The 13,582-nt window shown below is 72.3% G+C and carries 9 protein-coding genes; 4 read left to right on the top strand and 5 right to left on the bottom strand.

Translation table 11 applies throughout. The features are described from left to right. Nucleotides 1–44: 44 nt before the first annotated feature. From L7D48_RS06615 to L7D48_RS06605, 3 genes are all read right to left on the bottom strand, one after another. Nucleotides 45–266, bottom strand: coding sequence for a hypothetical protein (locus L7D48_RS06615; protein ID WP_237877956.1), 222 nt, complete (start codon nucleotides 264–266; stop codon nucleotides 45–47). 17 nt (nucleotides 267–283) lie between these two features. Continuing rightward, nucleotides 284–826, bottom strand: a complete 543-nt coding sequence (locus L7D48_RS06610; RefSeq protein ID WP_237877955.1) for an NUDIX domain-containing protein — start codon at nucleotides 824–826, stop codon at nucleotides 284–286. Nucleotides 827–962: 136 nt separating this feature from the next. Beyond that, complete coding sequence (locus L7D48_RS06605; RefSeq protein ID WP_237877953.1) at nucleotides 963–6,740, bottom strand: glycosyl hydrolase family 18 protein; 5,778 nt, start codon at nucleotides 6,738–6,740, stop codon at nucleotides 963–965. A gap of 257 nt (nucleotides 6,741–6,997) precedes the next feature. On the opposite strand from L7D48_RS06605, the gene L7D48_RS06600 reads away from it, so the two are divergent. Continuing rightward, the gene (locus tag L7D48_RS06600; RefSeq protein ID WP_237877951.1) at nucleotides 6,998–8,413 is read left to right on the top strand and encodes a S28 family serine protease; all 1,416 of its coding nucleotides are present in this window, start codon (nucleotides 6,998–7,000) and stop codon (nucleotides 8,411–8,413) included. Nucleotides 8,414–8,530: 117 nt separating this feature from the next. On the opposite strand, the gene L7D48_RS06595 is transcribed toward L7D48_RS06600, so the two are convergent. Beyond that, entirely contained in the window at nucleotides 8,531–9,628 is a 1,098-nt protein-coding gene (locus tag L7D48_RS06595) for a LacI family DNA-binding transcriptional regulator (RefSeq protein ID WP_237877950.1), read from the bottom strand. A 116-nt stretch (nucleotides 9,629–9,744) separates the two neighbouring features. Between L7D48_RS06595 and L7D48_RS06590 the strand changes: the two genes are divergently transcribed. From L7D48_RS06590 to L7D48_RS06580, 3 genes are read left to right on the top strand one after another with little or no spacing between them, the layout of a single operon-like run. After that, entirely contained in the window at nucleotides 9,745–10,914 is a 1,170-nt protein-coding gene (locus L7D48_RS06590; RefSeq protein WP_237877948.1) for a Gfo/Idh/MocA family protein, read from the top strand. Continuing rightward, nucleotides 10,911–12,089, top strand: a complete 1,179-nt coding sequence (locus tag L7D48_RS06585) for a dihydrodipicolinate synthase family protein (RefSeq protein ID WP_237877946.1) — start codon at nucleotides 10,911–10,913, stop codon at nucleotides 12,087–12,089. The genes L7D48_RS06590 and L7D48_RS06585 overlap by 4 nt, the downstream gene beginning before the upstream one ends. Beyond that, on the top strand, nucleotides 12,086–12,961 hold the full coding sequence (locus L7D48_RS06580; RefSeq protein WP_237877944.1) for a sugar phosphate isomerase/epimerase: 876 nt from the start codon (nucleotides 12,086–12,088) through the stop codon (nucleotides 12,959–12,961). The genes L7D48_RS06585 and L7D48_RS06580 overlap by 4 nt, the downstream gene beginning before the upstream one ends. Before the next feature lie 108 nt (nucleotides 12,962–13,069). Here the strand turns inward: L7D48_RS06580 and L7D48_RS06575 are convergent, their stop codons facing one another. Beyond that, nucleotides 13,070–13,321 (bottom strand): hypothetical protein, encoded by a 252-nt coding sequence (locus tag L7D48_RS06575; RefSeq protein ID WP_237877943.1) that lies wholly within the window; start codon nucleotides 13,319–13,321, stop codon nucleotides 13,070–13,072. Nucleotides 13,322–13,582: the final 261 nt, after the last annotated feature.

The following is a 13,582-nucleotide window of genomic DNA, read 5'->3' as shown; positions in this document are numbered from 1 at the left end:
GCGCTTCCACGCCGTTGAGCGCGCCCCCTGCTCAGGGGGCGCGCTCAGCGGCGGTTGCGCGGGTGGTCGCGGGCCGTGCGCTCGTTGCCGCGCCGGTAGTTCCCCGTCCAGCGGGCCATCACCAGTTGCGGATCGCCCGATTCCGCCTCCGCCAGGAAGCGCCGGGCGCGCTCGCCGCGCAGGGTGGTGACCGGGCGGCCGTGGTGGGCGACGGTCACCGTGCCGTCGCCGTACACGTCGTAGGAGAAACCTCCGGGTGCGGGCATGGGGCCGACCGTACGGGTCAGGGGCGGCAGAGCGCAGCCAGATATTCGTCCGCCGTCCGCACCGCCCCGCCCTCCAGCGGCTCGGAGCCCTCCCTCCAGTGGACGGCGGCGATCTCCTCGCAGGGGGTGAACGGCGCCGGCACGTCCGTCTCGGCGGTGAACAGGGCGCCGTACATCATCCGGCGCTCGGGGCCGACCACGGTGCGGGCGAAACCGGCGAACCGCAGCCGTTCCGGGGCCACTTCCTGGCCGCTCTCCTCGCGCAGCTCGCGTGCGGCCGCCTGCCGGGGCATCTCGCCGGGCTCGATCTTGCCGCCCGGCAGCTCCCAGCAGTCGCGCCCGCGCACCCGCACCATCAACAGCCGCCCCCGGTGCCACAGGGCCACCAGGACGTAGCCCACGCGCGCGTCGCCGAAGACCGCGTCCTCCGGCTCCCGGTGGAAGTCCAGCAGCTCCATCCCCGTCGGCCCGCCGACCAGCGGGGCCTGTCCGGTCGTCATGGAGTTCTTCGCGGTGCTCGCCCCGGAATTCAGCACGGAGTTCGGCGTGGTGTCGGTCATGACGGCGAGCGTACGTCCGCGGGCGGCGGACGCGGTACGGGGTGTGGGCGGAGACGGGGGGCGGGAACGGCCGACGGCCCGCCGGAGGGAATCCGGCGGGCCGTCGGTACGGGTGGTACGGGTGGTGCGGGTGGCGTCAGCCGGCCGGGACCGGGCCGAGCCTGGTCCACGGGTTGTTCGGGTCGGTGGCGTCGGGCGTGTTGCCCTTGGTCCAGTACTTGGCCTTCCAGTAGTAGCCGCCGTGGGAGACGACGGTGCGGGTGATGCCGCCGGGATCACCGGCGACGGCGTGGGTTCCGGCGGTGTTGCCGCTGTTCAGCGGCTCGGCGACGAAGTCGGACGACGAGCCGGTGGTGTCGTTGTGGGTGATCAGCGTGTAGGAGGTGCCGTGCTGCGGGGCGTCGGCGGGGTTGCCGTCGGCGTCGAGCAGCCGCCACCGCTGGCCCGCGGCGCTGCCGCAGTCGCGGACGGACAGCGACGCCAGTTTCTTCTGGGCCCCCAGGCACTGCTCCTCACCGCTGCTGTCGTTGGTGATGCGGAACACCCCGTCGTCGCCGTCCTGCTCGATGTTCCACAGCTGGTGGACGTTGTTCAGCGGGGTGTACAGGTGCGCCCGGTCCCACCCGGCCGGGTGGTCCAGGAGGTTGCCGCTGTTGACGTCCTCGATCTTCCACTGGTCGCCGGTCTGCCACAGGGTGAACGGCGCCCAGGCCGGGTTGTAGGTGCGTGAGGCGTCCCACTCCTCGGCCCTGCAGGCGGCGCCGCCGCCGGAGGCGTCGGGTTCGACGGTGGTGGTGCCCTTGCGGTGGTCCTGGACCAGTCCGTACTCCTGTCCGCCGATTTTGAGCTTGAAGTTGGCGGGCCCGGTGATCGGCAGGTAGTACTTCAGCGCGATGTCGCGCGAGGCGCCCGGTGCCAGGTCCTCGCAGTAGCCGAGTCTGAGCGTCACCCGGTGGAAGTCCCCGTCGAGGCCGCCGGCGTTGGGTCCGGTGTGGCCGGGTTCGACGGCGTCCTCCATCTCCTGCCACGCCTCGTCCTTCAGCAGGGGAGGGGTGGAGGTGGGGATGTCGAAGGAGAGCTCGGTGCCCTCCGGCAGGGGGGTGTCGGTGTTGTTGGTGATGCGCAGCTTGGGCTGCTGGGGCCACATCTGCGCGGTGTCGGTCGGGTAGTCGGTCAGCTCGGCGGACACGTCGACCACCTCGGTGGGCAGTTCGGTCCCGCCGTTGCGGGTGTTGCCGTAGGGGCCGGCGTCGCGCAGGGCGTTGTCCAGCGCCTTGGTCAGGGTGTAGCCGGGGACGCACTGCCACCGCTCGGGGCAGTTGTAGTCACCGGCCAGCTCCCAGACCATCGCGCCGCCCGCACCGGTGTCGGCGATGTAGTCGGCCTTGGCCGCGATGTCCTGCTCGTCCTGGGTGGAGAGGAAGACCTTCTTGTCCCCGTTCCACAGCCAGGACGCCTTGAGGGTGTCGTCCCAGTGCCGGGTGTAGCCGTCGACCTGGTTGGCCGGGTCGGAGGAGCTCAGCCCGAACTGCTCGCGGTAGGAGGGCGGGATGCCCCTCTCCAGGTTCTTGGCGTGCCACATCGGGTTCGATCCGGCCGCGACCTCCCTGCCCCGGTCGGTGTCGTGCCACAGGTTGTCGATGCCGGTGGCGCCGGCGCCGCAGGCCGTGGTGCTGCCGTTGGGGCCGGTGCCGTCGGGGCACTGGCTCTGGTCGGTCAGCTCCGACGTGCCCCACAGCCCGTTCTCGCCGCCGGTGACGTTCTTCCAGCCGCGCGTGTAGTACGGGATGCCGAGGTTGATGCGCCCGGACTGCAGCGCGCCGCGCAGGTAGTGGTAGGACCAGTCGGTGTTGAAGTACCCCATCTTCTGGTACTCGGGGTTCGTCTCCTCGTCGTAGATCCCGGCCGCCGTCAGCTCGGCGTCCTTCCCGTCGTCGTACAGCGGGGACTGCGGGCCGACGTAGGAGTTCCACGTGCCGTGGAAGTCGTACGTCATGGTGTTGGCGAAGTCCAGGTACTGCAGGGCGCGGAAGTCCTCCTGGCCGCGCAGCAGATAACCGGACGCCGACACGGCGGCGGTGAGCTGGTAGTAGCGGTCGTCCTCGGCCGAGGCCCGGTCCAGCTTCTCGCGCAGCGTCTTCATCAGCGCCGTGTAACCGGCGTTGAGGCCCTTGCGGCGCGGGTTGGCGACGGGCCAGTCGGCCGGGTTGCCGGCGTCCGCCAGGGCGGTGGGGTACTCGTAGTCGATGTCCACGCCGTCGAAGCCGTAGGTCCTGATGAAGTCCACGGCGGAGTCGGCGAAGGTGTCGATGGCGGGCTGGTTGACGCTGCCGTCGGCGTTGGTGGCCAGGGTGTAGAAGCCGCCGTCGGCGACGCGGTTGCCGTCCGCGTCGAAGTGGCCGCCGGTCTCGGCCCAGCCGCCGACCGAGATCAGGGTCTTCACCCGCGGATGCTGCTTCTTGTACTTGTTCAGCAGGTTGAAGTTGCCCTTGTACGGCAGGTCCGGGTCCATCTCGGCCCCGGGCACGCCCGGCCAGGTCATCCCGGTGGCCGGGTTGGCCGGATCGGAGGTGTCACCGACCGAGACCCGGTTGTCCTCGATGTGGGCGAAGGCGTAGTTGATGTGGGTGACCTGGCCCCAGGGGATGCTCCCCGGCAGGTACATCGGCTCGCCGTTCCTCCCGGTGCGCCAACTGGTGAAGTAGCCGACCAGCCGCCGCGGGTGCCGCTCGCCCATCCGCTCCCGGCCCTTGTCGTCGTAGACCAGGCAGTACGGGGTGTTGACCCCCTCGGTGGGCGTCATGCCGTCGGGGCGGCACCTGGGCTGGTCGGCGGCGTCGGTGGACCACGGTCCCGGCCCCTCGGGCTCGGGGTCCTCCGGCGGTGTCGGCCCGGCCATCAGGGCCTGCGGCTGGACCACCAGCGGGGGCGGGGACGGCTGCTCCTGGAGCCAGTCCAGCTCCTTCAGGGAGGGCCACATCCCGGTGAGGGACATGGGGCCCTTGACGACGGTGGACTTGGACAGGTCGGACCGGTCCACGTTCAGCATCACCGCCTGGTCGCCCGAGACGAGGACGGTCAGGCTTCCGTACAGGGTGATCGCGCTGTCGACGTGCTGGTCGAAGCCGGTGCCCGCCAGGACGGGCATCGCGGTGGCGATGGTGGCCGGCTCCTTGATCCAGCTGTCGTTGTTCTGCTCCAGGGTCATGTTCAGCACCCCCACCAGGTCACCGCGGAACATCAGCACACCGCCGCCGACGTGGTCGTTGGCGGCGGCGTCGATGCCCTCCTCGAACGGGGTGCCCCGCAGGACGTGGAAGAAGTCCCCGATCGGTCCCGGGCCCTTGACCACCTCGTTCTGCTCGCTGCCGATCGGCCTCTGGACCCGGACGTACTGGTCCCCGCGGATCAGGATGAGCTGGAAGGCCGTCCGGATGCCGCAGCAGTACGACGAGAAGGCGGTGTCGACGCCGTTCTCGAACGGGGTGCCCTGCAGACTGCCCAGCTCCTCGGCCAGGGAGCCCTGGCCGAGGAGCTGCCCCTCGGCCTCGTTGTAGGCGGCGGAGGAGCCGTCCTGGTTCACGGTGGGGTCGAAGCGGGCGTGCTTGCCCCCCTTGAACAGGTAGTGGTCCTCGTACACATGGCCCTGGTTGTCGTCGCCGTACCGGCCGGTCCACACCGAGGCGTCGACCAGGGTCTTGACGGGGGAGACGGCGGTGTCGTCCGGGGACCGCGAGGCGGAGCCGGAGCACCGGAAGGTCCAGTCGGTGTCGTTGAGCAGGTTGGCCGCCTTGCTCAGGCAGGTCCCCATGGCCCGCTGGCCGTGGGCGTTGGGGTGGATGGCCTCCTGCTGGTCGCCCTGCGACTCCCAGGGCACGTCCTTCGTCCCGTCCAGGAGGTAGGGGACCCAGCGGATCCACTCGGCGTCGGCGGCGGGCAGCCGGTTGTCCGGGCTGTTGGAGCTGGTCGCCTGCCGGGCGGTCTTCGCGCACAGCTCATGGCCGGCGAAGGCGTTCTGGAGGTCGAGGAAGACCGCGCTGCTCGCCTTGGCGGCCCGGCCGATCATCGCGCTGATCCGGGGCACCACGGAACTGTGCGCCCAGTCCGCGTCGACGTCCCGGAAGGGGCAGCCGCCGCTGCGGTAGCGGCTGTAGTCGATCAGGTCCTGCGGGTACTCGAAGTCCGCGCCGCGCGGCAGTGGGTTGGGGTAGGACTGCAGCACGATGCGGTAGCTGGTGTCGGACTGGCCGGCGTCGCGCAGCGTCTCGCGGATCTTCCAGACGGTGTCGGTGACCTCCTGCTCCACGGTGTCGAGGGCGGCCGCGAACGCCTCCTCCTCGGTGTCCTTGCACGGTGTGGCGCCGGGGATCATGTACGACTTCGCGCAGGCGGCGATCAGGTCGGAGAAGTTCAGGTCGTTGCCGCCGATGGAGAGCGCCACCAGGGAGACGCGATGGTCCTCGGCGATCTCCGCGAGCTGTTCCACCTGGGGCTTCTGGCCCTTGAACTCCTCCTCGACGACATGCTGGGTCTCCGACCCCGAGCAGGCGATGTTGAACCGGTACTCCTCGGAGACGCCGAGTTCGGCCGACATGATCGGCGCGGTGTCCGAGCGGTCGCACCGGTTGCCGCCCTCCGCGTAGGAGCTGTCGCCGTAGACCCGGGTCAGGTCGTGCTCGCAGTCGTCGGCCGCGGAGCAGTTCACGGCGGCCCGGTCGGTGCCCCACACATGGCCGCTCGCCGAGGTGTTGGCGTTGCCCGCCCAGCGGCCTCCCTCACCGGAGATGAAGCTGTCGCCCATGGAGACGACGGCGGACGGCCGCGAGTCGTAGCCCTCGCAGGCCCCGCCGTCCTCGGCGGCGACGCTGTTCCCGGCGGCCGGTGAGAAGGGGGCCGGCGGCACGGGGGTCCGCAGTACGTCCCGCAGCATGAGGTTCGACGGGAAGTGGACCGTCACGAAGTTCCAGATCCCGCAGATCGTCGCGCCCGGGTCGGCGAACAGCACGGGGTAGTGGTCCGATCCGCCGTTCGATCCCAGCCGCACGGTGTGGTCGGCGAGCCGCTCGTCGGCCACCATGAAGTCCAGCGCGTAGCCCGACTGCTGGGTGGGGGCGGGTTCCCCGTTGCTCTTCCTCGCGTAGTAGACGTGGCCGCCCGCCGTGTCGGTGAACGTGTCGGGCTTGCTGTTGAAGTCGCCCAGGACGCGCCAGTGCTCGCCCGCGGGCACGCTGTCCGCCACGGCGCTCACCAGATCCCTGGCGTGCCCGTTCTGCGCGTCACCGGACCGCCTGGACTCCGTGTGGATGCCGAAGAACCAGGTGTCGCCGAACTTCAGCCCGAGCGCCGGGCGGGAGCGCAGGTAGTGCGTGGAGGCGTTGGGGGAGTCGGCCGCCCGGACGATCATCGCGTCGTCCGGGCGGACGGCGCTCCAGACCGCCAGGGACTTGCCGGAGTTGCCGTTCAAATCCACCGGCTCCCCGGCGTCCTGCAGGTTGTAGACCTTCAGGTAGTACAGGTAGCCGGTCTCCGGGTTCGCCCGGGGCTTGCCCCATCTCAGCTCGTGCAGGCTGTACTTGAGGCTGGGCAGACCGGTCGGGGTGGTGTCCAGGTCGCCGAGGTTGTCGTGGATCAGGTTGGTGGCGTCGAGCGCCGTACCGCTGGGCGGCGTCTGCGCCTCCTGAAGCGCCACCAGATCGGCCGTGCCGATCAGGTTCTGCACCGGGGAGGACCATTTGAGGCCGCCGCCCTGCATGTTGAAGGTGATGGCCCGCGTGGGCACGGGTGCCACGGCGGCGGCCGGTCTCGCGGGCGACAGGGCCGCCAGCAGTCCGGCCAGCAGGGCCAGGACCAGCAGGGCGGGGAGGGGTAAGGGCCGGGAGCGGGCCCGGAGCCGGACGGTGGGGGGTCTGCCCATGGAAGGCGCTCTCTCTTCTCTTGCCGGGCCGCGCGGGCGGCGCGGAGCGGCACCGGGACGGGCGTCCGGGTGCCGTGGAATTTTTGCAAACGCCGGTAACAAACCGGTGAACTCCTCCGGCCACCGGCCGGAGCGGCCCGCGGAGCGGTGCGCGGCGGGCGCGGTTCCCGGATTCGGGTGCCAACCCGCTCTGGCGGGTCCGGTGTTGCGCCGGATAGGTTCGCCGCGTTCACGGACAAGCCCACGGGAGGGCACACATGCGCAAGGCGCTCAGAGCGCTGCTGACCCTGCTGGTGCTCATCGGCACCGTCAGCGTCGGCAGCGCGTCGGCGGGGGCCGCCACCGCGGCCGGGACCGACATCGAGGACCGCATCCTCGCGATACCGGGGATGCGCCTGATCGAGGAGAAGCCGGTCGACGGCTACCGCTTCTTCGTGCTGGGCTACCGGCAGCCCGTCGACCACCGCAGGCCCTCCAAGGGCAGCTTCGAGCAGCGCCTGACGGTGCTGCACAAGGGCGAGGACCGGCCCACCGTCTTCTACACCTCCGGCTACGGGCTGCGCACCACGCCCTCGCGCAGCGAGCCGACGCGGATGACCGACGGCAACCAGGTCTCCATGGAGTACCGCTTCTTCACCCCGTCGCGGCCCCAGCCCGCCGACTGGTCCAAGCTCGACATCTGGCAGGCGGCCAGCGACCAGCACCGCATCTTCCGCGCGCTGCACCGGATCTACGACGAGGAGTGGATCTCCACCGGCGGCAGCAAGGGCGGCATGACGGCCACGTACTACCGCCGCTTCTACCCGCACGACATGGACGGCACGGTCGCCTACGTCGCGCCCAACGACGTCAACAACAAGGAGGACTCGGCCTACGACGAGTTCTTCGCCACCGTCTCCACCGCCGAGTGCCGCGAGCGGCTGAACGCCGTGCAGCGCGAGGTCTTCGTGCGCCGCGACGAGATCGTGGCCCGCTACGAGGCGTGGGCGAAGGAGGAGGGCTACACCTTCGATGTCGTCGGCAGCGCCGACAAGGCCTTCGAGAACGTCGGCCTGGACCTGGTGTGGGCCTGGTGGCAGTACGGATCGGAGTCCGACTGCGGCCAGGTGCCCGGGGCGGACGCGGCCACCGGCGAACTGTACGACTTCGTCGACCAGGTGGCGGGCTTCTCCTTCTACACCGACCAGGGCCTGGAGTACTACACGCCGTACTACTACCAGGCCGGCACCCAGCTCGGCGCGCCGAGCTTCGACACCCCGCACCTGGACGGGCTGCTGCGCTACCCGGGCATCTACGACCCGCGCTCCTACGTCCCGCGCGACATCCCGATGAGCTTCGACAGGAAGGCGATGCGCGACATCGACAAGTGGGTGCGCAAGGACGCCGAGCGGATGCTGTTCGTCTACGGCGAGAACGACCCGTGGGGAGCGGAGCCCTTCCGGCTGGGCCGCGGCAGTGAGGACTCCTACGTCCTGACCGCGCCCGGCGCCAACCACGGCGCGAACATCGCCGCTCTGGAGGAGGACGACAGGGCCCTGGCCACCGACGCCCTGATGCGGTGGGCCGGTCTGGACGCCGACGCTTCGGCGGCGCGGAAGGCGGCGCCGCTCGCGCCGTACGACGCGAAGCTGGACCGGGCCGACAAGGCCGACCGGCGGATGCTGCGCCCGTAGGGGCCCCGCCGGGAAACGGCAGGTGGGCGCGGCCGGAGCTCCGGTCGCGCCCACCGCCGCTTTCGGGCCGGTGCGGGCGGCCCGGGCAGGAGACCGCCAACCGGCTTGTGGGGCAGGTCAGTCGGGGCGCGGGGCCGCGGTCGAGGCGCGGACCATCAGCTCGGTGCGGACGGTCGCCACGCCCCCGGGGGGAGCCGACTCCCGGCCCAGCGCCAGCCGTCCGGCGCGGGCGCCCGCGCCGTGGAGCGGGATGCGGACGGTGGTCAGGGCGGGGGAGGCGTCCGCGCTGAAGGGCAGGTCGTCGAAGCCGGCCACGGACACGTCCCCGGGGATGCTCAGGCCCGCCTCGCGCAGTGCGGCGCAGACGCCGAGGGCGACGGTGTCGTTGGCGGCCAGCACGGCCGTCAGGGCCGGCTCGCGGCGCAGCAGCTCCAGCGTGCCGTCGTAGCCGGAGGAGCGGTCGTACGCGCCGTGCACGGTGAGGCGCTCGGCCTCCGCGAGGAGGGCGCGGTCGTGGTCGGCCAGCGCCGCCCGGTGGCCCTCCAGCCGGTGCCGGGTGGTGGTGCGCTCGGCGGGGCCCGCGACGTAGCCGACGCGGCGGTGGCCGAGGGCCAGGAGGTGCTCGGTCAGGCGGCGGGCGCCGCCGCGGTTGTCGAAGGCTACGGTGAGCGGCGCCCCGCCGTCCATGGCGGCCTTCTCGCCGTCCCGGCCGCTGTCGCCGTCCGCCTCCGGCAGCGGCGGCCTGCCGCACAGCACCACCCGGGTGCCGGCGGCGGCCAGCCGGCGCAGCCGGGTGGACAGCGCCTCGGTGTGCGCGGGGTCCTCCACCGCGCTGCCGGTGAGGACGACGGCGGCGGCGCGCTGGCGCTGGAGGAGCGTGAGGTAGGTCAGTTCGCGCTCGGGGGAGCCGCCGGTGTTGCACACCACCGCCAGTTTCCCGCCGGCCTTCTCCGGCTCCATCTCCGACTGGACGGCGCTTGCCATGATCCCGAAGAACGGGTCGGCGATGTCGTTGACGAGGACGCCGACGAGATCGGAGGTGGCGGCGGCCAGGGAGCTGGCCGGTCCGTTCACGACGTACTCCAGCTCCTCCACCGCGCGCAGCACCCGGCTGCGGGTGGCCCCGGCCACCGGGTAGTTGCCGCTCAGTACGCGCGAGACGGTGGCCGCCGAGACCCCGGCCCGGGCCGCCACGTCCGCCAGCGTCACTGCCATCGATTCCTCCGGTGCGGTTCTTCCGCGGGTGTCGTCTGCGGGTCTTGTCGTGAGTGCTGTGGGCAGGCTAGCTTGCCTTGGGATAGAAAGCGCTTTCTAAAGCGAGAGGGAAGCTCATGACACGCAGGGTCGTACGGATCGCCATGAACGGCGTCACCGGCCGGATGGGGTACCGCCAGCATCTGGTCCGCTCCATCCTCGCCATCCGCGAGCAGGGCGGACTGGAGCTGGGTGACGGCGATGTGCTGTGGCCCGAGCCGGTCCTCGTCGGGCGCCGCGAGCACGCGCTGAGGGCGCTCGCCGAGCGCCACGGCCTCGACCCCGACGCCGTGAGCTGCGACCTCGACGCCGTACTGGCCGACGAGAGCGTCGAGATCTACTTCGACGCCCAGGTCACCTCCGCCCGCGAGGCCGCCATCCGCAAGGCGATCGCCGCCGGCAAGCACATCTACACCGAGAAGCCCACCGCCACCGGCCTCGACGGCGCGCTGGAACTGGCCCGGCTCGCCCGCACCGCCGGCGTCAAGCACGGCGTGGTGCAGGACAAGCTCTTTCTGCCGGGGCTGCTCAAGCTCAAGCGGCTGATCGACGGCGGCTTCTTCGGCCGCATCCTGTCGGTGCGCGGCGAGTTCGGCTACTGGGTCTTCGAGGGCGACTGGCAGCCCGCCCAGCGCCCCTCGTGGAACTACCGGGCCGAGGACGGCGGCGGCATCGTCGTCGACATGTTCCCGCACTGGGAGTACGTCCTGCACGAGCTGTTCGGCCCGGTGCGCACCGTCCAGGCCGTCACCGCCACCCACATCCCGCAGCGCTGGGACGAGCTGGGCAAGCCGTACCAGGCCACCGCCGACGACGCCGCCTACGGCATCTTCCAGCTCGACGGCGGGATCGTCGCCCAGATCAACTCCTCCTGGACCGTGCGGGTGAACCGCGACGAACTGGTGGAGTTCCAGGTCGACGGCACCGAGGGGTCGGCCGTCGCCGGACTGCGCACCTGCCGCGTCCAGCACCGCTCCGCCACCCCGAAGCCGGTGTGGAACCCGGACCTGCCGGTCACCGAGTCCTTCCGCGACCAGTGGCAGGAGGTGCCGGACAACCATCCCGAGGGCGGGGAGTTCGACAACGGCTTCAAGGCGCAGTGGGAGCTGTTCCTGCGCCACGTGGCGCTGGACGAGCCCTACACCTGGGACCTGCTGGCCGGCGCCCGCGGCGTCCAGCTCGCCGAACTCGGCCTGGCCTCGGCCGCCGAGGGCCGCCGCCTCGACGTACCGGAGCTGAGCCTGTGATCCGCCTGCCCGACGCCTGCGGCGTCCTGCGCGAGTACGCCCCCCGTACCGAGCCCGCGGTGCCCGCCGTCCCCGCCGCCGGGAGCCCGCCGCTGGTCTCCCGCACGGTGTTCTCCGCCGCCCACGTCGTCGCCGACCCGTTCGCGGACGTGGCGCCCGACGGCCCGGCCGCCGTGGACTGGGACGCCACGCTCGCCTTCCGCCGCCACCTGTGGTCCCACGGGCTCGGGGTCGCCGAGGCCATGGACACCGCCCAGCGCGGCATGGGCCTGGACTGGGCCGCCGCCGCCGAGCTGATCCGCCGCTCCGCCGCCGAGGCCACCGCCTGCCGGGGCCGTATCGCCTGCGGGGTGGGCACCGACCAGCTCACCGGCCCGGCCGCGTCCCTGGACGAGGTCCGCGCCGCCTACGAGGAGCAGCTCGCCGTGGTGGAGGGGGCCGGCGCCCAGGCGATCGTGATGGCCTCCCGCGCCATGGCCGCCCTCGCCCGGGGCCCCGAGGACTACCTGGAGCTCTACGGGCACCTGCTGCGCCAGGCGTCCGAGCCGGTGATCCTGCACTGGCTCGGCCCGATGTTCGACCCGGCGCTCACCGGCTACTGGGGCAGCGAGGACCTGGACGCCGCCACCGAGACCTTCCTCGCCGTCATCGCCGAGCACCCCGACAAGGTCGACGGCGTCAAGATCTCCCTGCTGGACGCGGGCCGCGAGGTCGCGCTGCGCCGCAGACTGCCGGGCGGGGTGCGCTGCTACACCGGCGACGACTTCAACTACCCCGAGCTGATCGCGGGCGACGACCCCGCGGCCGGCGGGCGCTTCAGCCACGCCCTGCTGGGCATCTTCGACCCGCTGGCACCGCTGGCGGCCGAGGCCGTGCGGGTGCTGGACACCGGGGACCCGGCGGGCTTCCGCAAGCTGCTGGACCCCACCGTCGAGCTGTCCCGCCACCTGTTCCAGGCCCCGACCCGCTACTACAAGACCGGCGTGGTCTTCCTCGCCTGGCTGGCCGGACACCAGGAGCACTTCGCCATGGTCGGCGGGATGCAGTCCGCGCGCTCGCTGCCGCACCTGGCGCGGGCGTACGAACTGGCAGACCCCCTGGGGCTGTTCCCCGACCCGGCGCTGGCAGAGGCGCGGATGCGGCACCTGCTGGCGGTGTACGGGGTGGCGGCATGAGCGCGCTCCCCGAAGCCCCCGGAGGCCCGGGGGCCGGCGAGCCCGCCGGCGCCGACCGCTTCTCCATCAACCAGGAGACCGTCCGGCAGCTCCCCCTGCCCGAACTGGTGGAGGCGTGCGTCTCGCTGGGCGTCGGCGGCGTCGGCCTGTGGCGGGCGCCGGTGCAGAAGTACGGGGTGGAGGCCACCGCCCGCCTGGTGCGGGACGCGGGCCTGACCGTCACCAGCCTGTGCCGCGGCGGCTTCCTCACCGCCGCCGACCCCGCCGCGCGCCGCGCGGCGCTGGAGGACAACCGGGCGGCGGTCGACGAGGCGGCCGGGATCGGCACCGACACCCTGGTCCTGGTCTGCGGCGGGCTGCCCGAGGGCGACCGCGACCTGTACGGCGCCCGCGAGCGGATCGCCGACGCGCTGGCCGAACTGGCCCCCTACGCGGCCGGGCGCGGAGTGCGGCTGGCCATCGAGCCGCTGCACCCGATGTTCGCCTCGGACCGCTGCGTGGTCTCCACCCTCGGACAGGCCCTGGACCTGGCCGAACGCTTCCCGGCCGAGCAGGTCGGCGTGGTCGTGGACACCTACCACATCTGGTGGGACGACCACGCGCCCGCGCAGATCGACCGGGCGGGGCGAAGCGGCCGCATCGCCGCCTTCCAGCTCGCCGACTGGTGCACCCCGCTGCCGGCGGGCGTGCTGCTGGGCCGCGGGCAGCTCGGGGACGGCTCGGTCGACTTCCGCTTCTGGCGCGACCGGGTGGTGGCGGCCGGCTACACCGGCTGGACGGAGGTGGAGATCTTCAACGAGGCCCTGTGGGACCGCGACGGCCGCGAGGCGCTCGCGGAGACGGCGGAGCGCTTCCGCGCCCACGTCCTGTAGGGGCGGATCCCGCCAGGGCTGTGAAGGCGGACGCGGTCCGCCACCGTCGCGCCGCGGACCGCGCCGGGCCGCCGTCGCCTCCCGCACCCGCGGGAGGCGACGGCGGCGTCACCGCGCGCCGCCTCGGTCCTGCTCGGCGCCCTCCGCGCCCTTGCCGCCCTCGGCCTGCGAAGGGGTGGCGGCCGGACCCTTCTCCCCCGCGGAGGCGGCCTTCTCCGGGCCGCCCTTCTCCGGGCCGCCCTTCTCCGCGGCGGCCTGCCTGGAGGCGGCCTCGTGCCGCTCGTGCAGCCCGCGTGACTGGTCGATGCCCTCCTCGTCGTCCCGCTCGCCCTCGGCCTGGGATGGCGTCCACCCGCTCATACGCCCTCTCCTCACTGTTCGAATGCCGTCACGGTCGCCTCCCGCCGTCCCCGACCGCCGGCTGGACCGGCCCGGCGGGATCCCGGGGAAGCCTGGACCGGGTACCCGGACCCGCGCCGATTCCACTTCCGGCGCCCGCCGCGGAGAGGCCGTGGAGAACCGGCGGAAAAAATCTTGTTCCGCCGTGCAACCCTTCCGGCCCCCCGCGGGTCATAGCGGTTGTCGGTCGAACCGGGGAGGGATCTCGGGGGAGGGTGAGAC

The sequence above is a fragment of the Streptomyces sp. ICN903 genome, from assembly GCF_022015835.1.
Lineage (GTDB): Bacteria > Actinomycetota > Actinomycetes > Streptomycetales > Streptomycetaceae > Streptomyces > Streptomyces fenghuangensis.
Note: the sequence above shows the minus strand (reverse complement) of the source record. Positions and strands in the feature narration are given on the sequence as shown.

What these genes read in the sequence shown, in the direction of transcription:
- L7D48_RS06615 (WP_237877956.1), bottom strand. Translation starts at nt 266, where the DNA reads ATGCCCGCACCCGGAGGTTTCTCCTACGACGTGTACGGCGACGGCACG.
- L7D48_RS06610 (WP_237877955.1), bottom strand. Translation starts at nt 826, where the DNA reads ATGACCGACACCACGCCGAACTCCGTGCTGAATTCCGGGGCGAGCACC.
- L7D48_RS06605 (WP_237877953.1), bottom strand. Translation starts at nt 6,740, where the DNA reads ATGGGCAGACCCCCCACCGTCCGGCTCCGGGCCCGCTCCCGGCCCTTA.
- L7D48_RS06600 (WP_237877951.1), top strand. Translation starts at nt 6,998, where the DNA reads ATGCGCAAGGCGCTCAGAGCGCTGCTGACCCTGCTGGTGCTCATCGGC.
- L7D48_RS06595 (WP_237877950.1), bottom strand. Translation starts at nt 9,628, where the DNA reads ATGGCAGTGACGCTGGCGGACGTGGCGGCCCGGGCCGGGGTCTCGGCG.
- L7D48_RS06590 (WP_237877948.1), top strand. Translation starts at nt 9,745, where the DNA reads ATGACACGCAGGGTCGTACGGATCGCCATGAACGGCGTCACCGGCCGG.
- L7D48_RS06580 (WP_237877944.1), top strand. Translation starts at nt 12,086, where the DNA reads ATGAGCGCGCTCCCCGAAGCCCCCGGAGGCCCGGGGGCCGGCGAGCCC.
- L7D48_RS06575 (WP_237877943.1), bottom strand. Translation starts at nt 13,321, where the DNA reads ATGAGCGGGTGGACGCCATCCCAGGCCGAGGGCGAGCGGGACGACGAG.